Below are 25,407 nucleotides of genomic sequence, written 5' to 3'. Positions count from 1 at the left end.
GACGCAATGGAGAACAGCCGATGAGCGCCCCCGCACACCCCGCCCCCGCAGCCCTGATCCGGGTTCCTGCGGGCACCACCGCGGGCGCGGCGGTGCGGGACGCGGGGCTGCCCGGCCGGGGCGACCCCCACGCCGTCGTGGTCGTCGCCGACCCCGAGGGCAAACTGCGCGACCTGAGCTGGGCGCCCGAGGCGGACACGGACGTGCGGCCGGTGCCCGCCGACAGCGAGGAGGGCCGCAGCGTGATCCGCCACTCGGCGGCCCACGTGCTGGCCCAGGCCGTCCAGGAGCTGTTCCCCGAGGCCAAACTGGGCATCGGTCCGCCGATCACCGACGGCTTCTACTACGACTTCGCCGTCGCCGAGCCGTTCACCCCCGAGGACCTGGACAAGCTGGAGAAGCGGATGCGCCAGATCGTCAAGGAGGGCCAGCTGTTCGCGCGGCGGGTCTACGAGTCCAAGGAGCAGGCGCGCGCGGAACTCGCCGACGAGCCTTTCAAGCTGGAACTGGTCGACGACAAGTCCGGTGATCCCTCGGTGATGGAGGTCGGCGGGGACGAACTGACCGCCTACGACAACCTCAATCCCCGTAGCCGGGAACGGGTTTGGGGGGATTTGTGCCGCGGGCCGCACATCCCCACCACGAAGTACATTCCGGCGTTCAAGCTCACCCGAAGCTCGGCGGCCTATTGGCGCGGCGACCAGGCCAACGCGAGCCTGCAGCGCATCTACGGCACCGCCTGGGAATCCCAGGAAGCCCTGGACAAGCACCTGGAGCTGCTGGAGGAGGCCCAGCGTCGCGACCACCGCAGGCTGGGCGTCGAGCTGGACCTGTTCAGCTTCCCCGACGAGCTGGGGTCCGGGCTGCCGGTGTTCCACCCCAAGGGCGGGATCGTGCGCAAGGAGCTCGAGGACTACTCGCGGCGCAAGCACCAGCTGGCGGGATACCAGTTCGTCAACACCCCGCACATCACCAAGGAGCACCTCTACGTCACCTCCGGGCACCTGGAGTGGTACGCCGACGGCATGTTCCCGCCCATGCACATCGACGCCGAATACGACGAGGACGGCGAGCTCCGCAAGCCGGGGCAGAATTACTACCTCAAGCCGATGAACTGCCCGATGCACCACCTGATCTACCGGTCGCGGGGGCGGTCCTACCGCGAACTTCCGCTGCGGCTCTTCGAGTTCGGCTCGGTGTACCGCTACGAGAAGTCCGGTGTGGTGCACGGTCTGACCCGGGTGCGCGGGATGACCCAGGACGACGCGCACATCTACACCACGCGCGAACAGATGCGCGACGAGCTGGCCTCCCTGCTGCAGTTCGTGCTGGAGTTGCTCGCCGACTACGGGCTCGACGACTTCTATCTGGAACTGTCGACCAAGGACCCGGACAAGTACGTCGGGTCCGACGAGGTGTGGGACGAGGCCACCGAGACCCTGCGTGAGGTGGCCGTCTCCTCGGGTCTGGAGCTGGTTCCCGATCCCGGCGGCGCGGCGTTCTACGGCCCGAAGATCTCGGTGCAGGTCAAGGACGCCCTCGGGCGCAACTGGCAGATGTCGACCATTCAGCTGGACTTCAACATGCCCGACCGTTTCGAGCTGGAGTACACCGCCGCCGACGGATCGCGTCGGCGCCCCGTTCTGATCCACCGCGCGTTGTTCGGTTCCATCGAGCGGTTCTTCGGTGTGCTCACCGAGCACTACGCCGGTGCCTTCCCGGCCTGGCTGGCTCCGGTGCAGGCGGTCGGCATACCCGTGGCCGACGCGCACGTCCCCTACCTGGAGAGCGTTGCCGCTCAGCTGCTTTCGCACGGCGTGCGGGCCGAGGTGGATGCCAGCGACGACCGGATGGCCAAGAAGATCGTCAACCAGACCAACATGAAGGTGCCGTTCATGCTGCTGGCCGGGGACCGCGACATGGAGGCAGGGTCGGTGTCCTTCCGTTTCGCCGACCGCAGCCAGATCAACGGTGTGCCGCGTGACCTGGCCGTCGAGGCCATCGCCGCCTGGGTCGCCGATCGACGCAACGAACCGCCCACCGCGGAGCTGTTCGACGGACTGGCTCAGGCGGGCAGCCCGACGTGACCGAGGAGCGCGCGGCGGGGGAATCTCGCGTGGACACCGGGGTGGGCCAGCCCGACCACCTGCAGCGGTTGTGGACCCCGCACCGGATGAGCTACATCGTCGAGGCCGCGCCCGCCGAGCGCACCCGGAGCAGCGGATCGGCCGGCTCCAAGCAGCCGTTCACCGACATCCCGCTGCTGCCCGACGAGGAGGGGCTGATCATCGCCCGCGGTGAGCTGGTGTACGCGGTGCTCAACCTCTACCCCTACAACCCGGGCCACCTGATGGTGGTGCCCTACCGGCGCGTCTCCGAGCTGGAGGACCTCACCGAGGCGGAGAGCGCAGAGCTGATGGCGTTCACCCAGAAGGCGATTCGCGTAATCAAGGGGGTGTCGCACCCCGACGGCTTCAACGTCGGACTCAACCTCGGCAAGTCCGCGGGCGGCTCGCTGGCCGAGCACCTGCACATGCACGTGGTCCCGCGGTGGAGCGGCGACGCGAACTTCATCACCATCATCGGGGGCACCAAGGTGGTGCCCCAACTGCTGCGCGACACCCGCACGCTGCTGGCCACCGAATGGACGCGGCGGTCGTGAGCGACTTCTACCTGATGACCCGCGCGGCCTACACCAGGCTGTCCCGGCCGGTGGCCCGCGCGGCGCTGCGGCTGGGCCTGACACCCGACAGCATCACCATCATCGGCACCGCGGCCTCGGTGCTGGGTGCGCTGACGTTGTTCCCGATCGGGCAGCTGTTCGCCGGTGCGGTGGTGGTGTGGTTCTTCGTGCTGGCCGACATGCTCGATGGCGCGATGGCCCGCGAGCGCGGCTACGGGACCCGATTCGGCGCCGTGCTCGACGCCACCTGCGACCGCATCGGCGACGGTGCGATCTTCTGCGGCCTGCTGTGGTGGGCGGCGTTCGGGCTCAACAGCGCCCCGCTGGTCGTCGCGACCATGATCTGCCTGGTCACCTCGCAGGTCATCTCCTACATCAAGGCCCGCGCCGAGGCCAGCGGACTACGCGGCGACGGTGGGCTCATCGAACGCCCGGAGCGCCTGGTCATCGTGCTGGCCGGGGCGGGCCTGTCCGATCTGCCGTTCTACCCGCTGCCGCTGGCGCTGCACGTGGCGATGTGGGTGCTCGCGGTGACCAGTGTGCTGACGCTGGCCCAGCGGCTGCACTCCGTGCGCAAGTCGCCGGGCGCCATGGACCCGCTGGGGGAGTCCGGCGGCGAGCCGGACAAGACCGAGGAGGGCCGGCCCTGATGTCGACCCCGTCGGCGGGCCTGCCCACTGTTCGGGGGTTCCGCGTTCCGTTGGGGGGCCGGCTCTCCGATTGGGGATACGCGGCGGGATGGCGGGTGGTGCGCGCCATGCCGGAGTTCGCCGCGCGCAACATGTTCGAGGCCGGCGCGCTGTACGCCGCCCGCGGCGGCGGGCCCGAGCAACTGCGCAGGAACCTGGCACGGGTGCTCGGGGTGGAACCCGCCGACGTGCCCGGACCGCTGATCCGTGCTTCGCTGACGTCGTACGCGCGTTACTGGCGGGAGGCGTTCCGGTTGCCTTCGATGGACCTGAAGAAGCTCGGTGAGCGGATCGGCCCGTGCCTGACCGGGCGTGAGCACCTCGACGCCGCCCTGGACCGGGGCCACGGAGCGGTGCTGGCGCTGCCGCACAGCGGCAACTGGGACATGGCCGGGGTGTGGCTGGCCCAGCACTACGGCACCTTCACCACCGTGGCCGAGCGGCTGCAACCGGAGTCGCTGTATCAGCGGTTCATCAACTACCGCGAGACGCTCGGTTTCGAGATGCTGCCGCTGACCGGGGGCGAGCGCCCACCGTTTCAGGTGCTCGCCGAGCGGCTGCGGCAGAACCGCATGGTGTGCCTGATGGCCGAGCGCGACCTCACCCGTCAGGGGGTCGAGGTCGACTTCTTCGGAGAGCGCACCAGGATGCCCGCGGGGCCGGCCACGCTGGCCCTTCAGACCGGGGCGCCGCTGCACCCGGTGCACTGCTGGAACGAGCCCGGCAACTGGCGCTTCCACGTGTACCCGGCACTGGATGTCGGCTCCGGCGACGTCGCGGCCATCACGCAGGCCCTGGCGGACCAGTTCGCGGTGGGCATCGCCGAGCACCCCGAGGACTGGCACATGCTGCAGCCGCAGTGGCTGGCCGATCTGTCCGAGCACCGCCGGGCGCGGTTGGACGACACCCCGCGGAGCGGGGCCGCCGAAACGGGGGCGTGATGCGCATCGGCATGGTGTGTCCGTACTCCTTCGACGTCGCCGGCGGCGTGCAGTCCCACGTACTGCAGCTGGCCGAGGTGATGCGCGCCCGCGGGCACCAGGTCAGCGTGCTGGCGCCGTCCTCGCCGGGCGTCGCCCTGCCCGACTACGTCGTCTCCGGGGGCAAGGCGGTGCCGATTCCCTACAACGGTTCGGTGGCGCGGCTGCGGTTCGGCCCGGCCACCCACCGGCGGGTCAAGCGGTGGCTGGCCTCGGGTGACTTCGACGTCCTGCACCTGCACGAGCCCAATGCGCCCAGCCTGTCGATGCTGGCGTTGCAGGCCGCCGAGGGGCCGATCGTGGCGACCTTTCACACCTCGACGACGAAGTCGTTGACGCTCAGTGTGTTCCAGGGCATCCTGCGGCCCTACCACGAGAAGATCGTCGGCCGGATCGCGGTGTCGGATCTGGCCCGGCGCTGGCAGATGGAGGCGCTGGGCTCCGACGCCGTCGAGATTCCCAACGGTGTCGACGTGGACTCCTTCGCGACGGCGCCGTGCCTGCCGGGATACCCGCGGCCCGGGAAATCGGTGCTGTTCGTGGGCCGCTACGACGAGCCCCGCAAGGGGATGGCCGTGTTGATCGGGGCGCTGCCGCGGCTGGTCGAGCGGTTCGGCGACATCGAGATCCTCGTCGTCGGCCGCGGCGACGAGCAGGAGCTGTGCGCCGCCGCCGGCGGGCTGGCCGGCCACCTGCGGTTTCTCGGGCAGTGCGACGACGAGACCAAGGCCTCGGCCCTGCGCGGCGCCGACGTGTACTGCGCGCCGCACACCGGCGGCGAGAGCTTCGGCATCGTGCTGGTCGAGGCGATGGCCGCCGGGACGCCGGTGGTGGCCAGCGACCTGGATGCGTTCCGGCGGGTGCTGCTCGACGGTGAGGCCGGCCGGCTGGTGCCCGTCGACGACGCCGAGTCCCTGGCCCGCGCGCTGATCGAGGTGATCGAGGACGACGAGGTGCGCGAGCAGATCGTCACCGCGGCAACGAAATCCGTGCGCCGCTACGACTGGTCGGTGGTGGCCGACCAGATCCTGCGGGTCTATGAGACGGTGGCCGGTTCGGGGATCAAGGTCCGGGTCGCGGGGATCCCGGCGGGGCAGCGGATGCCGCGATGACGGCCAGGCGGAGGCCGCGATGACGGCCAGGCGGAGGCCGCGATGACGGCCAGGCGGATGCCGCGATGACACTGTGGTTGATCATCGTCGCTACGGCGCTGGTCGCGGTGCTGGCGCTGATCGGCATGTGGGCCTACCAGACCGCCAACCGGCTGGACCGCCTGCACGTGCGGTCCGACCTGTCCTGGCAGGCGCTCGACGGTGCCCTGGGGCGCCGCGCCGTGGTGGCGCGCGCGGTGGCCGCCGATGCCTACGGCTCGGTGCAGCAGGGCCATCGCCTCACCGAACTGGCCGACGCCGCCGAGCGGGCGCCGCGCGGCGCCCGGGAAACCGTCGAGAACGAGTTGTCGGCCGCGCTGGCCGCCGTGGACGTGTCGCGGCTGCCGGCGGCGCTGGTCGCCGAGTTGGCCGACGCCGAGGCCCGCGTGCTGCTGGCGCGGCGGTTCCACAACGATGCCGTGCGCGACACCTTGGCGCTGCGGGAACGCCCGGCGGTGCGCTGGCTGCGGCTCGGCGGCCGGGCGCCGTTGCCGACCTATTTCGAGATCGCCGAGCGGCTGCCGGAGACCGTCCCGGCGCAACCGGGGATCGTGGAGGTGCGGACCTCCGCGCGGGTGGTTCTGCTCGACGAGGACGGGCGGGTGCTGCTGTTCTGCGGGTCCGACCCGGCCATCACCGACGGCACCGCCCGCCGGTGGTGGTTCACCCCGGGCGGGCAGGCGCTGCGCGGGGAGCGGTTGGTGCAGGCGGCGGTCCGGGAGCTGGTCGAGGAGACCGGGCTGCGGGTGAGTCCCGCCGAGATGATCGGCCCGCTGTGGCGCCGGGACGCCGTCATCGACTTCAACGGGTCGGTGATGCGCAGCCAGGAGTTCTTCTTCGTGCACCGCACCCGCCACTTCGAGCCCTCGGCGGCTGGGCGCACCGCGCTGGAACTCCGCTACATCCACGGTCACCGGTGGTGTGATTCCCACGACATCACGGGGCTGGCCGGCGCGGGGGAGACCGTCTACCCGCTGCAGCTGGCCGACCTGCTGGCCACGGCCAACGACATCGCGGCGGGCCGCGCCGAGGGGGTCCACACCGCCGGCTCGGGGGAGCTCCCGGCCATCCACTGAGACCGCGGCGGACGTTGGGACAATTTTCTCTTGTTGTGCACCCTTAGACTGGATCGGCACCAATCTAAGGAGAGATAGCAGTGGACGCTGCTGAACCAAACCACGCCGCTCATGTCAATGGGACGGCCGGCAGCGGTCAGACCGGTACCTCCCGCGTCAAGCGCGGCATGGCCGAGATGCTCAAGGGTGGCGTCATCATGGACGTCGTCACGCCCGAGCAGGCGCGCATCGCCGAGGCCGCCGGGGCGGTGGCGGTGATGGCCCTGGAGCGCGTCCCCGCCGACATCCGCGCGCAGGGCGGGGTGTCGCGGATGAGCGACCCGGACATGATCGAGGGCATCATCTCGGCGGTCACCATCCCGGTGATGGCCAAGGCCCGGATCGGGCATTTCGTCGAGGCGCAGATCCTGCAGAGCCTCGGCGTGGACTACGTCGACGAGTCGGAGGTGCTGACCCCCGCCGACTACGAGAACCACATCGACAAGTGGAAGTTCACCGTGCCGTTCGTGTGCGGGGCGACCAACCTGGGTGAGGCGCTGCGACGCATCACCGAGGGGGCGGCGATGATCCGCTCCAAGGGTGAGGCCGGCACCGGCGACGTGTCGAACGCCACCACCCACATGCGGCGCATGGGTGCCGAGATCCGCCGGCTGACCTCGATGAGCGAGGACGAACTCTTCGTCGCCGCCAAGGAGCTGCAGGCGCCCTATGACCTGGTCGTCGAGGTGGCCCGGGCCGGCAAACTGCCGGTCACGCTGTTCACCGCCGGCGGTATCGCCACCCCCGCCGACGCGGCGATGATGATGCAGCTGGGCGCCGAGGGCGTGTTCGTCGGGTCGGGCATCTTCAAGTCCGGCAATCCCGCCGAGCGGGCCGCCGCCATCGTCAAGGCGACGACGTTCTACGACGATCCCGACGTGCTGGCGAAGGTGTCGCGCGGCCTCGGTGAGGCCATGGTCGGCATCAACGTCGACGACATCCCGGCGCCGCACCGGCTTGCCGAACGTGGCTGGTGATCGGCCAATGAGCGCTCGCGCGAAGAGCGAGACCTGGCCGAGCGCTCGCGCGACGAGCGACCTCTGATGGCGATCGAGGAGATCCTCGACCTGGAGCAACTCGAGGTCAACATCTACCGGGGCGGTGTGTTCAGCCCCGAGTCCGGTTTCCTGCAGCGCACGTTCGGTGGCCACGTGGCGGGTCAGTCGCTGGTCTCGGCGGTACGCACCGTGGACCCCGGTTACCAGGTGCATTCCCTGCACGGCTACTTCCTGCGGCCCGGTGACGCCCGCGCGCCGTCGGTCTACCTGGTGGAGCGCATCCGCGACGGCGGATCCTTCTGTACCCGCCGGGTCAGCGCGATCCAGCACGGCGAGACCATCTTCTCGATGTCGGCGTCGTTTCAGACCGATCAGAGCGGCATCGAACACCAGGACGCGATGCCGGAGGCGCCGCCGCCCGACGACCTGCCCGGGTTCCGGCCCGCCGGCGCGTTCGATGAGGCCGGCTTCGCCCAGTTCGCCGAGTGGGATGTGCGCATCGTGCCCAAGGAGCTGCTGGTGTGCGTCCCCGGCAAGGCCTCCCAGCAGCAGGTGTGGTTCCGCCACCGCGACCCGCTGCCCGACGACCACGTCCTGCACATCTGTGCACTGGCCTACATGAGCGACCTGACGCTGCTGGGTTCGGCGCAGGTCAACCACGTCGACGAGCGCGGGCACCTGATGGTCGCGTCGCTGGATCACGCGATGTGGTTCATGCGGCCCTTCCGGGCCGACGAGTGGCTGCTCTATGACCAGTCCTCGCCGTCCGCGTGCGGGGGGCGATCGCTGACGCAGGGCAAGATCTTCAACCGCTACGGGGAGATGGTCGCGTCGGTCATGCAGGAGGGCCTGACGCGCTATCAGCGCAACTACCGGCCCCCGGCCCGGTGAGCGGGCCCGGTCCGGGCTCCGTCGGTCGGGCGGTGCCGCGCGTCGGCGTGCTGGCCCTGCAGGGGGACACCCGCGAACACCTGGCCGCCCTGGCCGAGGCCGGGGCCGAGTCGGTGCCGGTGCGCAGGCCCGCCGAGCTGGCGGCCGTCGATGCGCTGGTGATCCCGGGCGGGGAGTCGACCACGATGAGCCACCTGCTGCGGGTGTTCGAGCTGCGTGAGCCGCTGCGGGAGCGGCTGGCCGCGGGCATGCCCGCCTACGGCTCCTGCGCCGGGATGATCCTGCTGGCCGGTGAGATCCTCGACGCCGGTGCCGCCGGGCGCGCCGCCGAGCCGCTGGGCGCCATCGACATCACGGTGCGCCGCAACGCCTTCGGCCGGCAGGTGGACTCCTTCGAGGGCGATATCGACTTCGCGGGTCTGGACTCGCCGATGCATGCCGTGTTCATCCGGGCGCCGTGGGTGGAACGGGTCGGCGACGGCGTCGAGGTGCTCGCCCGCGCCGCCGGCCACCCGGTGGCGGTCCGGCAGGGCAACGTGATCGCCACGGCCTTTCACCCGGAGATGACCGGTGACCGGCGGGTGCACCGGCTCTTCGTCGACCTGCTCTGAGTGATTTCGGTGCAGCTGGTCCCGCTCACCGGGACTGGCTGCACCGAAATCGCCGGGGTCACCGCAGGGGCAGTCCGGTGATCGCCCGGCCCATGACCAACCGCTGGATCTCGCTGGTGCCTTCGAAGATGGTGAAGATCTTGGCGTCGCGGTGCATCCGTTCGACCGGGTAGTCGCGGGTGTAGCCGTTGCCGCCGAGGATCTGGATCGCCTCGTCGGTGACGTGGACGGCGGTCTCGCTGGCCACGAGCTTGGCCATCGATCCCTCGGCCGATTCGAATTCCTTGCCGTTGCGGGCCATCCAGGCCGCCCGGTACACCAGCAGCCGGGCCGCGTCGACACGCGCCTTCATGTCGGCCAGTTTGAACGCCACGGCCTGGAAGTCGCCGATCTTGCGGCCGAACTGTTCGCGCTCGCAGGCGTAGTCCCGCGCGTACTCGTAGGCGGCCCGGGCCACGCCGACGGCCATCGCTCCCACGGTCGGCCTGGTCCGTTCGAATGTCGCCATGGCCGCCTGGCCGGCCGCCTTCTGGCCCGTCCGCACCTTGGCGATCCGGGCGTCGAACTTCTCCTTCCCGCCCAGGATCAGGCGCCCGGGGATGCGGACGTCGTCGAGCACCACTTCGGCGGTGTGCGAGGCCCGGATGCCGTGCTTGAGGAACTTCTGGCCCTGGCTGAGGCCGGGGGTGCCGGGCGGAATGATGAACGACGCCTGCCCGCGGGTGCCGAGTTCGGGATGGACCGACGCGACGACGACGTGGACGTTGGCGATACCGCCGTTGGTGGCCCAGGTCTTGGTCCCGTTGAGCACCCATTCGTCGTTGGCCTCGTCGTAGTGGGCGCGGGTCAGGATCGCCCCGACGTCGGAGCCGGCGCCGGGCTCCGACGAGCAGAACGCCGCGACCTGGGGTTCGTTGACGGTGCCGAACATCTGCGGCACCCACTCGCCGACCTGTTCGGGTGTTCCGTTGGCCGCCACCGAGGCCGCCGCCAGGCCCGTGCCGAGGATCGACAGCGCGATCCCGGCGTCACCCCAGAACATCTCCTCGAACACCACGACCAGGCCCAGCCCGGAGGGTTCGGCGGCCTGTTCGGCGAACAGCTCCATCGAGTAGAGCCCCACCTTGGCCGCCTCCTGGATGATCGGCCACGGTGTCGCCTCGCGTTCGTCCCACTCCGCGGCCGCGGGGCGTACGACGTCGGCGGCGAACTCGTGCACCCAGTCGCGGACGTGGATCAGGTCGCTGGACAGTTCGAGGGAGAACGTCATGGCAGGGACCTTACTCTGGAGTAAGTTAGAAAGGGTGCAGCTGTGGCTGACTTAACAGCATTTGGTGGCCGGCCGGCCCTACGCCGACGAGGACCGACCGGGAGGCCCGGATCCCCGGTCCCGGCGACGGTGTTTCGGTCGCCGGCGAACCCCCACGTAGACTGGTCAACCGGACTTTCGGCGTCAGTGATCGAGACAGAGAAGATCGAGATAGAGAAGAAGGTAGTTCGGACACATGAGCGGCCATTCCAAGTGGGCGACCACCAAGCACAAGAAGGCCGTCGTCGACGCCAAGCGCGGCAAGATGTTCGCCAAGCTGATCAAGAACATCGAGGTCGCCGCCCGCGTCGGCGGTGGCGACCCGGCGGGCAACCCGACGCTCTATGACGCCATCCAGAAGGCGAAGAAGTCGTCGGTTCCCAACGACAACATCGAGCGCGCCCGCAAGCGCGGCGGCGGCGAGGAGGCCGGCGGCGCCGACTGGCAGAACATCACCTACGAGGGCTACGGGCCCAACGGAGTGGCGGTCCTCGTCGAGTGCCTGACCGACAACCGCAACCGCGCCGCCGGAGAGGTGCGGGTCGCCATGACCCGCAACGGGGGCAACATGGCAGACCCGGGCTCGGTGGCCTACCTGTTCTCCCGCAAGGGCGTGGTGACGTGTGAGAAGAACGGCCTGACCGAGGACGACATCCTGCTGGCGGTCCTCGAGGCCGGCGCCGAGGAGGTCAACGATCTCGGCGACGCCTTCGAGATCGTCTCCGAGCCCGGCGATCTGGTGGCCGTGCGCACCGCCCTGCAGGACGCGGGCATCGACTACGACTCGGCCGACGCGAGTTTCGTGCCCTCGGTCACGGTGCCGGTGGACCTCGACGCCGCGCGCAAGGTGCTCAAGCTGGTCGACGCGCTCGAGGACAGCGACGACGTGCAGGACGTCTACACCAACATCGACATCCCCGACGACGTCGCCGCTCAGCTCGACGAGGACTGAGGCGAGGCCTGAAACGAGGGCCGAGCGCCCGTCCACGGATGGCCGGCGCGAGGCGTGTCACTGCCCGCCCTTGTCCGCCTCGCCCGCTAGTGTTCATCGAACAGCTGTTCGGTAACGGAAGGACGGGCGCGGTGCGCGTAATGGGTGTCGACCCGGGGTTGACGCGGTGCGGGCTCTCGCTCATCGAGGGCGGGCAGGGCCGTCAGGTCACCGCGCTCGACGTGGACGTGGTGCGAACCCCCTCGGACGTCGCGCTGCCGCAGCGGCTGCTCACCATCAGTGACACCGCCGAGTACTGGATGGACACCCACCGGCCCGACGTGATCGCCATCGAGCGGGTGTTCTCCCAGAACAACGTCTCCACCGTGATGGGAACCGCCCAGGCCGGCGGGGTCATCGCCCTGGCCGCGGCGCGCCGCGAGATCGACGTGCACTTCCACACCCCCAGCGAGGTCAAGGCCGCCGTCACCGGCAACGGCCGCGCCGACAAGGCGCAGGTCACCGCGATGGTGACGAAAATCCTCGCACTGCAGCAGAAGCCGACACCCGCGGACGCCGCGGACGCGTTGGCGCTGGCCATCTGTCACTGCTGGCGGGCGCCGATGATCGCCCGGATGGCCCAGGCCGAGCTGATGGCCGCCGAGCAGAAGCGCCGCTACCAGGCCAGGCTCAAGGACGCCCGGGCCAGGCCCGCCCGGGCAGCGCGGGGGGCGTCGTGATCGCCTCGGTGCGCGGCGAGGTCCTCGACATCGCCCTCGACCACGCCGTCATCGAGGCCGCCGGGGTCGGATACAAGGTGATGACCACCCCGGCCACGCTGGCCACGCTGCGCCGCGGCACCGAGGCGCGGCTGATCACGGCGATGATCGTGCGGGAGGACTCGATGACCCTCTACGGGTTCGCCGACCCCGACGCCCGCGACCTGTTCTCCACCTTGCTCGGTGTCTCGGGGGTGGGGCCCAAGATCGCGCTGGCCACGCTGGCCGTCTACGACGCGCCGACGCTGCGGCAGGCGCTGGCCGACGGCGACGTCGCCGCGCTGACCCGCGTGCCCGGCATCGGCAAACGTGGTGCCGAACGCATGGTCCTGGAACTGCGCGACAAGATCGGCGCCACCCCGGCGGCCGGGGTCGCAGCCCCCAACGGGCACGCGGTGCGCGGGCCGGTCGTGGAGGCCCTCGTCGGGTTGGGCTTCGCCGCCAAACAGGCCGAGGAGACCACCGAGGCGGTGCTGGCCTCCGAATTGGGTGCTGGACCGGAGGCTACGACGTCGGGGGTGCTGCGGGCCGCCCTGAACCTGCTTGGAAAGTCGAAATGAGCCGCTTCGAGGACGCCGAGAATCCAGAGGTCGACGACCGTGAGGTGTCACCCGCGCTCACCGTCGGCGAAGGGGACATCGACGCCAGCCTGCGCCCGCGCTCACTGGGCGAGTTCATCGGCCAACCGCGCGTGCGCGAACAGCTGCAGCTGGTCATCGAGGGGGCCAAGAACCGCGGCGGCACCCCCGATCACATCCTGCTGTCCGGCCCGCCGGGCCTGGGCAAGACGTCGCTGGCGATGATCATCGCCGCCGAACTGGGCTCGTCATTGCGGGTGACGTCGGGCCCGGCGCTCGAGCGCGCCGGTGACCTGGCCGCGATGCTGTCCAATCTGGTCGAGCACGACGTGCTGTTCATCGATGAGATCCATCGCATCGCCCGGCCCGCCGAGGAGATGCTCTACCTGGCGATGGAGGACTTCCGGGTCGACGTGGTGGTGGGCAAGGGCCCCGGCGCGACCTCGATTCCACTCGAGGTGGCCCCGTTCACGCTGGTCGGCGCGACCACACGGTCCGGGGCGCTGACCGGGCCGCTGCGCGACCGGTTCGGTTTCACCGCGCACATGGACTTCTACGAGCCGGTCGAACTGGAGCGGGTGCTGGTCCGCTCGGCGGGCATCCTGGGCATCGAGCTGGGTGACGAGGCCGGAGTGGAGATCGCCCGGCGCTCGCGGGGCACCCCCCGCATCGCCAACCGGTTGCTACGCCGGGTGCGCGACTACGCCGAGGTGCGCGCCGACGGCGTGATCACCCGGGATATCGCCAAGGCCGCCCTGGAGGTCTACGACGTCGACGAACTGGGCCTGGACCGCCTCGACCGGGCGGTGCTCTCCGCGTTGACCCGCAGTTTCGGCGGGGGACCGGTCGGGGTGTCCACGCTGGCGGTCGCCGTCGGCGAGGAGGCGTCCACCGTCGAGGAGGTCTGCGAGCCGTTCCTGGTGCGGGCCGGGATGGTGGCACGCACGCCGCGGGGCCGGGTGGCCACCGCGCAGGCCTGGACGCATCTGGGGCTGACGCCGCCGGCCGGGGCGGCCGGGCTGGGGCAGCAGGGCCTGTTCGAATAGGAGGCCGGCGAGGCCGGTCCGGGACGCGGCGGGCATCGTGGTGGGTTTCGTGGTGGTGGTGGCGGCGGTCCTCGAGTTCTATAGTTCGAACACGTCGCGGTAAGGGATGTGGGACGGGGCGAGCCGCAGGGCAGCCGAGCACTCGGTGCGCCTCCGCGCCCCATGGTGGGTTAGGAGGCGCGATGAACGCCACGGCGGCGAAGATCGGTGGGCTTTTCGGGGTGGCCTCGGCGCTGACCATCATTCCGGCCTACTGGGTGGGCACTCCGGAAAGCCCGAAGTCGTCGGCCGACGCGGTGCGCTACTTCCACCACGTGGCGACCTTCCTGACCGCCAACGGCACGCTGCCGCTGCTGCACATCGCGTTCGGCGCGGTGTTCTGCGGTGTGCTCATCGCGGTGCTGCGCCGGGGCAGCCGTCACTCGGCACAGGTGTATGTCGCACTGGTCGCGGCCTCGATGTACCTGTCGCTGGCGGCCGCGGGCATCGCCGCCGAGGTCGCGGTCCCGGCGGCGGTTCAGCAGTACGGCGACGTCACCATCGTCGAATACACCCAGCCGTTCCTGGCGATGTCGGTCTGGCTCTACACCTTCTGTCACGCCGCGGCGGCGACATTCATCTTCGCGACGTCGCTCGCCATCGCACGCAACGGGCCGTTGCCGCGGGGAGCGGCATGGCTGGGGGTGCTCGGTGTGCTCCCGCTGCTGCATCTGTGGTTGGCGCTGCCCTCGGCCTACGCCACGACCGCGTGGATGTTCCTGATGGGCGTGGTGCTGCTGGCCTGGTCGCCGCAGGAGTCGCCGTCGCACCCCGGGGCCGTCGACACCCCGGAAAGCCCCGAAACCCCCGGGACGCCGGAGACCGCCGACGCCACGTGATGGTCGCCGCGGCGGCGACCTGAGGACGGTGACCTGAGACCGGCCGTTTCGGCCGTTCGCCTCGCGGCGACGCACTACCGTCGGTCGGTGATGGACGTCCTGCGCACCCCCGATTCCCGGTTCGACGGGCTGGCGGGCTACCCGTTCGCGCCGCACTACGTCGATGTCGCCGCCGAGGACACTCCGCCGCTGCGGATGCACTACGTCGACGAGGGGCCGCGCGAGGGCCCGCCGGTGGTCCTGCTGCACGGCGAACCCACCTGGAGCTACCTGTACCGCACGACGATCCCGCCGCTGGCGCATGCGGGGCTGCGGGTGCTCGCACCGGACCTGATCGGCTTCGGCCGCTCGGACAAACCGCGCGAGGCCGCCGACTACACCTACCTGCGTCATGTGCAGTGGACGACGTCTTGGTTGGAGGCACTGGATCTGACCGGGGTGACCGCGGTGGTGCAGGACTGGGGATCGATGATCGGGCTACGCATGGTCGCCGAGCGCGGTGGGCGCTTCGCCCGGGTGGTGGTGGCCAACGGTTTCCTGCCGATCGCCGACCGGCCGGCCCCGGCGGCGTTCCGCATCTGGCGGGCGTTCGCCAGGTATTCCCCGTGGCTCAACCCCGGTTTCCTGGTGAGCGCCGGCACCGTGACGAAGGTGTCGGCGGCGATCCGGGCCGGCTACGACGCGCCCTTCCCGGACCGGACCTACCAGGCGGGAGTGCGGGCGTTCCCGCAGCTGGTGCCCACCTCGGCCGACGATCCGGCAGTGCCGGCGAACCGGGCGGCCTGGGAGCAGCTGGGCCGCTGGGACAAACCGTTCCTGGCGCTGTTCGGCGCCAAGGACCCGATCCTGGGCCGCGCCGACGGCCCGCTGATCGAACACGTCCCGGGCGCGGCGAACCAGCCGCACGCGCGGCTGCACGGCAGCCACTTCGTCCAGGAGGACTGTGGGCCTGAGCTGGCCGAACGCATCCTTGCGTGGATGGGTGCCGCCCGCAACGGGTGACGGGGAGCCGGTCGGGGCCCCGCCCGGCCCCGCGCAGCGAAAGACCCGGGGAGCTAGGGAACCCCGGGCCTTTCGGGTCTCAACGCCTAGACCAGGCCGAGGGCCTGCAGATCCGTGGCGTACTTACCAATGATGGCACGTGTGACGTGCGGAATGTCCTTTTCCGGCCCGATCTTCGCGTCCTGGACCGCCGCGCGGAACCGGTCGGTCGGTGCCATGGCGCCGTTGACCGGGTGCTCCGGGCGGCGGTAGTTGTGCAGCAGCGGTAGTAGCGAGGCCTGGCGTTGCAGCTCGGGCAGCGCCCGCAGCGCGGTCTCGAACCTGGTCAGCCACTCGGTGTAGTCGTCGATGCGGGCGATGCCGTATCCGTCCGCGACCAGCCAGTCCACGAACTCGTCCAGGCCGATCCCGTCGTCGTGGGGATTCATGACGTGGTAGGTCTCGAAGCCGCTCTGCACCCGTTCGCCCAGCGTGGAGATGGCCTCGGCGATGAACTCCACCGGCAGGCCGTCGTAGTGGGCGCGCTGCCGGTGACCGCGCGGGTCGCGCTCGTAGAACGAGCCCGGGGCCAGGCCGGTGGTCAGCAGGCTGAGCATCAGGCGGGTGAACATGTCGGGCAGGTTGAGCTGGCCGGTGTAGCCGGTATCGGCCAGGATCATGTCGCAGCGGAACACCGACACCGGCAGCCCGCAGGCGTCGTGGGCTTCCCGCAGCAACACCTCTCCGGCCCACTTGCTGGAGCCGTAGCCGTTGGCGTAGGTGTCGTCCACCCGGCGGACCGGGCTCATCGCGCGGATGTCGGCGTCCTCGACGAACCGGCCCGGTTCGATGCCGGCGCCCACCCCGATCGTCGACACGTAGATGTAGGGCTTGATCCGGCTGGTCAGCGCGATGCGAATGAGTTCGGCGGTGCCCAGCGCGTTGGGGGCGAACAACTGGCTGTAGGGCAGCACGTGGTTGACCAGGGCGGCCGGGTCGACGATCAGGTCCACGGTGTCGGCCAGCCGCTGCCAGCCGCGGTCGTCGAGGCCGAGGTTCTGCTCGCCCTTGTCGCCGGCGATGACCTCCAGGTGCTCGGCGGCCAGACGCCGGTAGTGCGCCAGCAGTTCGGGGTCGCCGCTGTCGAAGACGTCGTCCAGGCGCGCGCGGGCCTCGCCGTCCGCGCGGGCGCGGACCAGGCAGATCACCGTGCCCCCGACAAGCGCCATCCGCTCCAGCCACTGCAACGCCAGATAGCGGCCCAGAAAGCCGGTGGCGCCGGTCAACAGCACGGTGCGGATCTCCGACGCCGGGGCCGGTAGCTGCGGGGCGGCGGCCAGCGTCGACGCGTCGAGGAACCTGTCGAGGGTGAGGTCGGCGGCGCGCACCTCGGTCGCGTCGCGGCCGTGCACCGCGGCGTAGGTGGGCCGGGTGGCGTTGCCGCGCCGTTCGGACTCGATGTAGGCCGCGATCCCGGCCAGGTCGGTGGCGGGGCTGACGATCACGCCCACCGGGACGTCGACGGTGAAGATGTCGTGCAGCAGGTTGGCGAAGGTCAGGGCTGACAGGGAATCGCCGCCCAGATCGGTGAAGTGGGCGTCGGTATCCAGTTCGGCGCTGGGGGCACCGAGCAGCGCGGCCGCGGCGCGTTGCACGGTGTCGACGACGGGCCGCTCGGAGCCTGACCGGCGCAGCTCGCCGAGCTCGTCGGCCTGGCTCCGGGCCAGGTCGGTGTAGAGCTCTTCGAGAGCAGCGCCGTAGCGTTCCTTGAGCCGGGGCCAGGCCAGCTTGCGGATGCCGGTCAGCAGTCCGTTCTCGACGCTGAACGGTGTGGTCTCGATGAGGAAGTCGCGGGGGACCTCGTAGGGCTGTAGGCCCGCCAGCTGCGCGGCCTCGTGCAGGGATTGGCTGATCAGCGTCTTCAGCTCGGGAAGGTCGTGGCGGGCCAGGGCGTCCTCGACGGGCACGACGACGGCGAGCAGGTACGGGCGGGCGCTGTTGCCGTAGAGGTAGATCTGACGCACCAGTGGGCTGGTGCCGAGGGCGGCCTCCAGCTTGGAGACGGTGACGAACTCGCCCTGGGACAGCTTGAGGACGTTGTTGCGCCGATCGACGTAGCGCAGCTGATCGGGGCCCGGTTCGGCCACGATGTCCCCGGTCCGGTAGTAACCCTCCTCATCGAACATCGCGGCGGTGATCTCGGGTCGTTTGTAGTAGCCGGGGAACATCTGTTGCGACTTGACGAGCAGCTCACCGCGCGGATGGGGCCGGTCGGTGGAGAGATAGCCGAGCTCGGGCACATCGACCAGCTTGTAGTCGATCACCGGCGGACGGCGGACGACGCCGTCGATGAACACGGCACCGGCCTCCGTGGACCCGTAGCCCTCGATCAGGTGCATGTCGAGCAGGGCCTCGACCCAGGCGCGCAGATCGTCTGACATCGGGGCCGAACCGGTCAGCGCCGTGACGTGGCGACCGCCCACCAGCTCACTGCGCAGCTCGGCGAGCACCCGCGCGTCCAGCTCGGGATCGTCGGGGGTCTCGGCTCGCCGGCGATCCAGCACGCCGAGGTACTCCTGATGCAGCATGTCCCACACCCGGGGCACCAGATTGAGCTGAGTGGGTCTGACCAGCCGCAAGTCGTCGATCAGGGTGGACAGGTCGGCGCGGCCGACGAAATAGGCGGTGCCGCCGGTGGACAGGGCGCCGTAGAGCACTGCCCGGCCCATCACGTGGCTCATCGGCAGGAAGCTGAGCACGATCGCCGGGACCTCACCCTGCCGGTCGTTCAAGTGCGCCGCGGTGGCCGCCCGCCACATGTCGGCCACCTTGTGCTGCGGGTACATCGCCCCCTTGGGCGCCCCGGTGCTGCCGGAGGTGTAGATCAGCAGGGCGAGCGCATCCGGGCCGCCGCTCTGGTCGACGGGTTGTGTCGGTGTCGTCGGGGTCGCAGCGCCGCGTTCGATGATCTCGTCGAGGGTCTCCACCGTCACCTCGACGTCGGCCAGGCGGCGTTTCAGCGTCGCCAGCGCGTCTCGGTGGTCATCGGAGCGGTCGAGCACGTCGAAGACGACGACCCGTGCCGGTGTCGGCCCGGCCAGCACCAGGTCCGCGGCGTCGCCGGCGTGGTCGATGCTGGCGGCCAGCACCACCGGCTCGGTCTCGGCCAGGACGAGGCCGAGCTGTGCCGGCGGCAGTCCGGCCTGCAGCGGCACCCCGACGGCCTCCAGCTGGAGCAGGGCCAGGTCGACGGTCGCGTAGTCACTGCTGGTGAAACCCAGCGTCGCGACGCGGTCGCCCGGCCGGACGGCGTCGCGGAGGCCCGCGCTGACGGTGCACACCCGGTGCCACAGCTCGGCGTAGGACACGGTGTCGAAGCGGGGGAGCAGCCGCGCCTCGGTGCGGCCGGTGACGGGGTCTGTCCGGTATTCCACCGCACGTCGGCCCAGCGCCGGACGGTGAGCGTAGCCGCGGAAGGTCGTCGCGATGATGTCCGGCAGCTGCAGGTCGGGGTTGTCGATGGCGGCGTTGACGTCGGGGTCCGGTGCGGCGGCGGCGAACTGGGGGTCGGTGGCGTACAAGTCTGCGACGCGGCGGTTCAGCCGCTCCTCACGGGTATCGGTAACCATCAATCATTCCCCTGCCGTAACGACCAGTGCGTGCGGTGGCGGGCCCGGAAGCCGGCCACGTGACACAAACTACGTTAGCAAAACTAATTTTATTCCGGCTAACTCCACGGCCTGGCAATCGCCTGTGAATCGGCCCCTCGGGTGTGTTCGTCGTCACATCGAATTGCGCTGGCGCCCAGTCACATACGGTCCCCTCCGGTTGCTGGAGGTCGGTGCGGCGCAGCACGGGAGCCGGAATTGTCGCAACGAAAGGCCGGGGTGAAACGTCGGCCAACCGGTCCCGCTGCGGTTAGGCAGGGCCGGCGGCGGGTACTGCTGGGGCAGGTTCCACGAGGTCAGGGAGGACCGTCATGAACGACGTACACACGGAGCCCGGACGCGTCCGCGGCGGCCGCATGCAGATTCCCCGCAGCCGCGGCGCGGCCAGCGGCATTCTGCTGATTTTGCTCGGAGCGTGGGGAGCGCTCATCGGATTCGTCGGTCCGTACTTCGACTTCGGGCTGGCCGGCGACGCGGCCTGGACGTGGACGGCGCAACGGTTCGTGCTGCAGGTCCTGCCCGGGGTCGTCGTACTGCTGGGCGGTGTGCTGTTGGTGCGTACCGCCAACCGGGCCGCGGCGCTGCTCGGTGGGTGGGCCGCGATCGCGGCCGGCGGCTGGTTCGTGATCGGACCCGTGCTGTCCCCGCTGATCGGCCTGGGTGATGTCGCGACGACCGGGGCCGCGGGGTCGTCGGGGGCCCACTCCGCCGCGGTCGTGCTGGCCTCCTTCGGAGGTCTGGGCGCGGTGATCGTGCTCATTGCCGCCTTGGGGGTGGGCCGGTTGTCGGTGCGCAGTGTGCGTGACGTCGACTACGCCCAGCGCCGGGCCCGAAGCGCCGCCGAGGAGGACACGCCGGACGGGGGCGAAGCGGACGGGGGCGAAGCGGCCGCTGACCGGCGCGCCGAGTCCGGGGCCGGGGCTGGTTCCGGGGCCCAGGCTGATTCCGACGCCGGTTTAGGGTCCGGTTCCGACGCCCGTTCCGAAGTTGGGGCCGACGCGGCGCGCCCGTCCGAGGAACAGAAGGGCGACGGGCCCGGGGACGACGAGCCCGGGGACGACGAGAGCGGGCGGGGTCACGGGTGGCAGCGGCTGTTCGGCCGGCGTCACCGCGAACCCGTCTCACACTGATATCCACTGATATCTCCGCGCGCCCGCGCGGTGGTCGGCGGGGATCAGCCGGTGTAGACCATGACGTGCTTGATGCGGGTGTAGTCCTCGAACCCGTACATCGACAGATCCTTGCCGTGGCCGGAGGACTTGAACCCGCCGTGCGGCATCTCGGCGACCAGCGGGATGTGGGTGTTGATCCACACGCAGCCGAAGTCGAGCTGGTTGGACATCCGGATCGCCCGGGACACGTCCTTGGTCCACACCGATGAGGCCAGCCCGTACTCGACGCCGTTGGCCCAGGTCAGTGCCTCGTCCTCATCGTCGAACGCCTGCACGGTGATCACCGGACCGAAGATCTCGTTCTGGATCATCCGGTCGTCCTGATGGAGCCCGCCGACGACGGTGGGGGTGACATAGAAACCGCAGTCGCCCTGGCGTGCGCCGCCGACGGCCACCGTGGCGTGTGCAGGCACATCGGAGAAGAACGACAGCACCCGTTCCATCTGGTTGACGTTGTTCACCGGCGGCACCCAGGCGTCCTCGTCTCCGGCGGGCCGGCCGAACGTGGTCGTGGCGGCCTTGGCCTGCTCGGCCAGCGCGTCGGTGAGGTCGCCGGCGATCGAGGCCGGCGCCAGCACGCGGGTGGCCGCGGTGCAGTCCTGGCCGGCGTTGAAGTAGCCGGCGGTGGCGATGCCCTCGGCGGCCGCGGCGATGTCGGCGTCGTCGAAGACGATCACCGGTGCCTTACCGCCGAGTTCGAGGTGGGTGCGCTTGAGGTGGCCACCGGCGCTGGTGGCCACGGCGCGCCCGGCGGCCACCGAACCGGTGATGGACACCATCTCCGGGGTGGGGTGGGCGACCAGGGCCGCACCGGTCACCCGGTCGCCGGTCACCACGTTGAGCACCCCGGGCGGGAAATGCCTGGCGGCCAGTTCGGCCAGCATCACCGTGGTCACCGGGGTGGTGTCGCTGGGCTTGATCACCACGGTGTTGCCGGCCGCCACCGCGGGGCAGAACTTCCAGATCGCCATCATCATCGGGTAGTTCCACGGAGCCACCTGGCCGATCACGCCGACCGGCTCGCGCCGGATCCACGAGGTGTGGTTCTCCATGTACTCGCCGGCGGACTTGCCCTCCAGCATGCGCGCGGCACCGGCGAAGAACCGGATCTGGTCGACCATCGGCGGGATCTCCTCGGCCATGGTCACGTGGTTGGGTTTACCGGTGTTGCGGCCCTCGGCGGCCACCAGGTCCTCGGCCGCCTTCTCCACCTCGTCGGCGAAATCGAGCAGGGCCTTCTGGCGCACTCCCGGAGTACTGCGCTTCCAGTCGCGAAACGCCGCCGCGGCCGCCCCGTAGGCCCTGTCGATATCGGCCTCGTTGGATACCGGTGCGGTGCCGTACTGCTCGCCGGTGGCGGGGTCCACCAGCGGCATGGTCGCGCCGCTGACGGAGTCGACGAGTTCGCCGTTGATGAAGTTCTTGACGGTGGTCATGGTTCTCCCGGTTGTGTCAGGTCTGCTCAGAGATCAGCGAGGATCAGGGCCAGCACATCCAGGCCCTCCAGCAGCAGCTCGTCGCTGATGGTCAGGGGCGGCAGAAAACGCAGGACGTTGCCGTAGGTGCCGCAGGTCAGCACCACCACGCCGGCCGCGTGCGCACCGCTGACCAGCTTCTTGGTCAGCTCCGGATCCGGTTCTGAGGTACCGGATTTCACGAGTTCGACGGCGATCATGGCGCCGCGTCCGCGGACGTCTCCGATGCGGTCGTCGTCGGCCTGCAGCCGCGACAGCCGGTCCTTCATCAGCGCCTCGATCTGCGCGGCACGCTCGACCAGCCCGTCCAGTTCGATGGTCTCGATCGTGGCCAGCGCGGCCGCGCAGGCCACCGGGTTGCCGCCGTAGGTGCCGCCCAGCCCGGACGCGTGCGGGGCGTCGATGATCTCGGCCCGCCCGGTCACCGCCGAGAGCGGCATCCCGTCCGCGATGCCCTTGGCGATGCACATCAGGTCCGGCTCGATGCCCTCGTGTTCGCAGGCGAACATCGCCCCGGTACGGGCGAAACCGGTCTGCACCTCGTCGGCGATGAAGACCACGTTGTGGTCGCGGCACCAGGCCAGCAGGGTCGCCAGGAACCCCGGTGCGGGCACGATGAAGCCACCCTCGCCCTGGATCGGCTCGATGAGCAGCGCGGCCAGATTTCCCGCGCCGATCTGCTTGTCGATGACGTCGATGGCGCGTTCGGCGGCCAATTCGCCGTTGGAGCCCAGGTCCTTGTTCACCAGGCCGTCGCGGTACGGATAGGACAGCGGCGCGCGGTAGATCTCCGGGGCGAACGGCCCGAATCCGCTCTTGTAGGGCATCGACTTGGCCGTCAGACCCATCGTCAGGTTGGTGCGGCCGTGGTAGGCGTGGTCGAAGGCGACCACCGCCTGCTTGCCGGTGTACGCACGGGCGATCTTGATAGCGTTCTCCACCGCCTCGGCGCCGGAATTGAACAGCGCCGAGCGCTTCTCGCCGGAGCCCGGCGTGAGCCGGTTGAGGTGCTCGCACACCGCCACGTAGCCCTCGTAGGGCGTGACCATGAAGCAGGTGTGGGTGAAGTCGGCAACCTGGGCGCGCACGGCATCGACGACGCGTGGCGAGGAGTTGCCGATGGTGGTGACCGCGATACCCGAACCCAGGTCGATCAGCCGGTTGCCGTCGACGTCCTCGATGATTCCGCCGCCGGCCCGTTTGGCGAAGACCGGCATGGTCACCCCGACACCGTGGGAGACGGCGTCGGTGCGGCGCTTGGTCAGTTCGATCGACAGGGGGCCGGGGATCGCGGTCGCGAGGTGTCGGCTCTGGTCGAGGGTGGTCACGTTCGAGCTCCTGTCCGCAGCGGCTTCTGGTCGCGCTTCGAGCCTAGTCGCGACGGGCCGGGACGCGCCCGGAATCCACCGCGTGGGCGCGTCCACACGGTGGATTACGTGTTTGCGCCGTCGATTACCCGCGCAATCGGTGGGCGGCGCGGGGGAGCGGCCTCCGGTCGGTACGGCCCCGTTCGGCCCCGTTCGTCCCTGGACATCACAGCTAGGCCAGCACCGGGCCGTCGAGCGTGTCGACGGTGGCGAAGTCGGCGACGGGGGCCCGGCGCAGCCGCGTCGGGCGCCGGCGCGGGTAGCCGAGGGCGACGACGGCGGCCAGCGCCAGCGGATCGGGGACGTGCAGCAGCCTCTTGACGGTGGGCTCCTCGCGCACGGGCATCGTGGTCAGCACTCCGCCCAGGCCTTCCTGGTGGGCGGCCAGCAGGATGCTCCACACGAACGGGTACACCGAGGCGCCGCCGGCCAGGCCGTACCGGTCCAGGTCGCGGTCGACGGCGGCCAGGGCGGACAGGTCGCAGAACACCGCCAACAGCGCGGGAACCCGGTCGAAGTTCTCGGCGAAGCCCGGGGTCTCGGCGGCCGCCGCGGCAATGCCGGGCGCGAGCGCCACCGCCCGCCGCTCGGCGGCGCGGTCGTTGGTGGGCGCGTACGGGCGCAGCCCGGCCTGCTGCATGGCTCGGTAGTCGTACCATCCCCGCCGGTAGACCTCGGCCAGTCCGGCACGCAGTGCGCCGTCGCGGACCACCACGACGCGCCAGGCCTGGCGGTTGCCTCCGCTGGGGGCGAAGCGGGCGGAGTCGAGCACCCTGGCCAGGGTCGCATCGTCGACCGGGGCGTCGGTGAAGTCGCGGACCGCGCCCGTGCCGCGCAGCGCGTGCAGAAGCTCCATGAGGGTCATCTTCGCGCCGTCGGCCCGCCCACTGCACCCCCGACCGGTCCGCCGGGGTGGCCACGGATGGCACACTGGTCTTTTACCGGGCACTGTGCCCCTGGTCGCCCTCGGCTGCATCCTGGCCGTCCAGGGCCGTCCAGTGCGGTAATCACCCAACCGATACCCACACCGAATTCGCAGAGAAACTCAAGAAAGACTCCCGCTGACATGGATCTCGTCGTCTTCCTCCCCCTGCTGCTCATCATGGGCGCCTTCATGTACTTCGCATCGCGCCGCCAGAAGAAGGCCATGCAGGCGACCATCGACCTGCACGAATCGCTGCGCGTGGGCGACCGCGTGCACACCACCTCCGGCCTGCAGGCCACCATCACCGGTATCACCGACGACACGGTGGACCTGGAGATCGCCCCGGGCATCGTGACCACCTGGATGAAGCTGGCCATCCGCGATCGCATCGAACCCGAGGTCGACGACTTCGACGCCGACCTCGACACCGGCGCCGGCAACGGCGTCGAAGCTCCCTCCGACCCCGACCGGCTGACCAAGGACTGACCCGCCAGGAAGGGCACGTACTCTTTGCGGGTGCGGGCCGACCCCACGGCCCGCGAGGCCCGAGCATGTCCGCTCGCGCCCGCCAAGAGCTCGGAGGAGACACACAAACGTGGCATCGTCGAAGGCGCCGGTACGCCCGTACCGCTACCTGACGCTGTTCCTGGTTCTGCTTGTCGGTGCCTATCTGCTGGTGTTCCTCACCGGGGACAAGAAGGCGGAACCCAAACTCGGTATCGATCTGCAGGGCGGCACCAGGGTGACGCTGACGGCGCGGACCCCCGACGGTTCGGCGCCGACGCGGGAGGCACTGACCCAGGCCCAGCAGATCATCAGCGCGCGCGTCAACGGGCTCGGCGTGTCCGGTTCCGAGGTCGTCATCGACGGTGACAACCTGGTGATCACCGTGCCGGGCAACGACGGTACCGAGGCGCGCAGCCTCGGCCAGACCGCGCGGCTCTACATCCGGCCGGTGATTCAGCAGATCCCGGTCGACCAGCTCATCGGGCCCGAGGGCCAGGGTGGGCCCGGGCAGCCCGGGGGCGCGCCGGGTGAGGCACCACCGGGTGCCCCGCCGGCCCCGGGTGCCCCGCAGGCACCGCCGGCCCCGGGTGCCCCGCAGGCACCGCCGGCACCGGCCCCCGACGGGCAGGCCCCGGCTCCCGCGCCGGCCCCCGGCCAGGCTCCCGCACCGGCC

General features: G+C 70.4%; 22 protein-coding genes and 1 pseudogene. 18 read left to right on the top strand and 5 right to left on the bottom strand.

Annotated features, from left to right (window positions below; genetic code table 11):
* The first annotated feature begins 20 nt into the window (after positions 1–20).
* From thrS to pdxT, 9 genes are all read left to right on the top strand, one after another.
* Positions 21–2,087 carry a threonine--tRNA ligase gene (thrS, locus tag CSR00_RS20475; RefSeq protein WP_099024265.1) on the top strand — a complete coding sequence of 689 codons (2,067 nt, stop codon included), beginning with the start codon at positions 21–23 and terminating at the stop codon, positions 2,085–2,087.
* Entirely contained in the window at positions 2,084–2,662 is a 579-nt protein-coding gene (locus CSR00_RS20470) for an ATP adenylyltransferase (protein WP_245906312.1), read from the top strand. Before thrS ends, CSR00_RS20470 begins: the two co-directional genes overlap by 4 nt.
* The gene (pgsA, locus tag CSR00_RS20465; protein WP_099024277.1) at positions 2,659–3,333 is read left to right on the top strand and encodes a phosphatidylinositol phosphate synthase; all 675 of its coding nucleotides are present in this window, start codon (positions 2,659–2,661) and stop codon (positions 3,331–3,333) included. The genes CSR00_RS20470 and pgsA overlap by 4 nt, the downstream gene beginning before the upstream one ends.
* Positions 3,333–4,313, top strand: coding sequence for a phosphatidylinositol mannoside acyltransferase (locus CSR00_RS20460; RefSeq protein ID WP_099024264.1), 981 nt, complete (start codon positions 3,333–3,335; stop codon positions 4,311–4,313). The genes pgsA and CSR00_RS20460 overlap by 1 nt, the downstream gene beginning before the upstream one ends.
* A complete protein-coding gene (locus tag CSR00_RS20455) occupies positions 4,313–5,464 on the top strand; it encodes a glycosyltransferase family 4 protein (protein WP_099024263.1) in 1,152 nt (383 codons plus the stop codon). Before CSR00_RS20460 ends, CSR00_RS20455 begins: the two co-directional genes overlap by 1 nt.
* 65 nt (positions 5,465–5,529) lie before the next feature.
* The gene (locus tag CSR00_RS20450) at positions 5,530–6,579 is read left to right on the top strand and encodes an NUDIX hydrolase (protein ID WP_099024262.1); all 1,050 of its coding nucleotides are present in this window, start codon (positions 5,530–5,532) and stop codon (positions 6,577–6,579) included.
* Between the two features lie 80 nt (positions 6,580–6,659).
* On the top strand, positions 6,660–7,595 hold the full coding sequence (gene pdxS / locus CSR00_RS20445) for a pyridoxal 5'-phosphate synthase lyase subunit PdxS (RefSeq protein ID WP_099024261.1): 936 nt from the start codon (positions 6,660–6,662) through the stop codon (positions 7,593–7,595).
* Between the two features lie 66 nt (positions 7,596–7,661).
* A complete protein-coding gene (gene tesB, locus CSR00_RS20440) occupies positions 7,662–8,507 on the top strand; it encodes an acyl-CoA thioesterase II (RefSeq protein ID WP_099024260.1) in 846 nt (281 codons plus the stop codon).
* Entirely contained in the window at positions 8,504–9,118 is a 615-nt protein-coding gene (gene pdxT / locus CSR00_RS20435) for a pyridoxal 5'-phosphate synthase glutaminase subunit PdxT (protein WP_099024259.1), read from the top strand. The genes tesB and pdxT overlap by 4 nt, the downstream gene beginning before the upstream one ends.
* A gap of 58 nt (positions 9,119–9,176) precedes the next feature.
* Here the strand turns inward: pdxT and CSR00_RS20430 are convergent, their stop codons facing one another.
* Complete coding sequence (locus CSR00_RS20430) at positions 9,177–10,388, bottom strand: acyl-CoA dehydrogenase family protein (RefSeq protein ID WP_099024258.1); 1,212 nt, start codon at positions 10,386–10,388, stop codon at positions 9,177–9,179.
* A 235-nt stretch (positions 10,389–10,623) separates the two neighbouring features.
* Here CSR00_RS20430 and CSR00_RS20425 point away from each other — a divergent pair, with 235 nt between their 5' ends.
* The 6 genes from CSR00_RS20425 to CSR00_RS20400 all read left to right on the top strand — a co-directional run bounded on the left by CSR00_RS20425 (position 10,624) and on the right by CSR00_RS20400 (position 15,641).
* Complete coding sequence (locus tag CSR00_RS20425) at positions 10,624–11,379, top strand: YebC/PmpR family DNA-binding transcriptional regulator (RefSeq protein WP_099024257.1); 756 nt, start codon at positions 10,624–10,626, stop codon at positions 11,377–11,379.
* A gap of 131 nt (positions 11,380–11,510) precedes the next feature.
* Complete coding sequence (gene ruvC, locus CSR00_RS20420; protein WP_176562165.1) at positions 11,511–12,098, top strand: crossover junction endodeoxyribonuclease RuvC; 588 nt, start codon at positions 11,511–11,513, stop codon at positions 12,096–12,098.
* The gene (gene ruvA, locus CSR00_RS20415) at positions 12,095–12,697 is read left to right on the top strand and encodes a Holliday junction branch migration protein RuvA (RefSeq protein ID WP_099024255.1); all 603 of its coding nucleotides are present in this window, start codon (positions 12,095–12,097) and stop codon (positions 12,695–12,697) included. The genes ruvC and ruvA overlap by 4 nt, the downstream gene beginning before the upstream one ends.
* A complete protein-coding gene (ruvB, locus tag CSR00_RS20410) occupies positions 12,694–13,761 on the top strand; it encodes a Holliday junction branch migration DNA helicase RuvB (RefSeq protein ID WP_099024254.1) in 1,068 nt (355 codons plus the stop codon). The genes ruvA and ruvB overlap by 4 nt, the downstream gene beginning before the upstream one ends.
* 182 nt (positions 13,762–13,943) lie before the next feature.
* A complete protein-coding gene (locus CSR00_RS20405; protein WP_099024253.1) occupies positions 13,944–14,639 on the top strand; it encodes a hypothetical protein in 696 nt (231 codons plus the stop codon).
* Between the two features lie 90 nt (positions 14,640–14,729).
* A complete protein-coding gene (locus tag CSR00_RS20400; protein ID WP_099024252.1) occupies positions 14,730–15,641 on the top strand; it encodes a haloalkane dehalogenase in 912 nt (303 codons plus the stop codon).
* A gap of 86 nt (positions 15,642–15,727) precedes the next feature.
* On the opposite strand, the gene car is transcribed toward CSR00_RS20400, so the two are convergent.
* Positions 15,728–19,249 carry a carboxylic acid reductase gene (gene car, locus CSR00_RS20395; RefSeq protein ID WP_099024251.1) on the bottom strand — a complete coding sequence of 1,174 codons (3,522 nt, stop codon included), beginning with the start codon at positions 19,247–19,249 and terminating at the stop codon, positions 15,728–15,730.
* A 350-nt stretch (positions 19,250–19,599) separates the two neighbouring features.
* Here car and CSR00_RS20390 point away from each other — a divergent pair, with 350 nt between their 5' ends.
* Entirely contained in the window at positions 19,600–20,418 is an 819-nt protein-coding gene (locus CSR00_RS20390) for a hypothetical protein (RefSeq protein WP_099024250.1), read from the top strand.
* A gap of 44 nt (positions 20,419–20,462) precedes the next feature.
* On the opposite strand, the gene CSR00_RS20385 is transcribed toward CSR00_RS20390, so the two are convergent.
* The 3 genes from CSR00_RS20385 to CSR00_RS20375 all read right to left on the bottom strand — a co-directional run bounded on the left by CSR00_RS20385 (position 20,463) and on the right by CSR00_RS20375 (position 24,158).
* Complete coding sequence (locus CSR00_RS20385; protein ID WP_099024249.1) at positions 20,463–21,896, bottom strand: gamma-aminobutyraldehyde dehydrogenase; 1,434 nt, start codon at positions 21,894–21,896, stop codon at positions 20,463–20,465.
* Between the two features lie 26 nt (positions 21,897–21,922).
* Positions 21,923–23,263: a 4-aminobutyrate--2-oxoglutarate transaminase gene (gene gabT, locus CSR00_RS20380; protein WP_099024248.1), complete on the bottom strand. Its 1,341-nt coding sequence runs from the start codon at positions 23,261–23,263 to the stop codon at positions 21,923–21,925.
* A gap of 211 nt (positions 23,264–23,474) precedes the next feature.
* On the bottom strand, positions 23,475–24,158 hold the full coding sequence (locus tag CSR00_RS20375; protein ID WP_099024247.1) for a nitroreductase family protein: 684 nt from the start codon (positions 24,156–24,158) through the stop codon (positions 23,475–23,477).
* Positions 24,159–24,368: 210 nt separating this feature from the next.
* Here CSR00_RS20375 and yajC point away from each other — a divergent pair, with 210 nt between their 5' ends.
* Both yajC and CSR00_RS20365 read left to right on the top strand, forming a co-directional pair.
* Positions 24,369–24,713, top strand: coding sequence for a preprotein translocase subunit YajC (gene yajC / locus CSR00_RS20370; RefSeq protein ID WP_099024246.1), 345 nt, complete (start codon positions 24,369–24,371; stop codon positions 24,711–24,713).
* 109 nt (positions 24,714–24,822) lie between these two features.
* Positions 24,823–25,407: pseudogene (locus CSR00_RS20365) on the top strand (protein translocase subunit SecD); the annotation flags it as partial.

It is taken from the genome of Mycolicibacterium palauense (genome assembly GCF_002592005.1).
Classification (GTDB): domain Bacteria; phylum Actinomycetota; class Actinomycetes; order Mycobacteriales; family Mycobacteriaceae; genus Mycobacterium; species Mycobacterium palauense.
The sequence above is the reverse complement of the archived record's forward strand: the minus strand, read 5'-3'. Positions and strand labels throughout refer to the sequence as shown.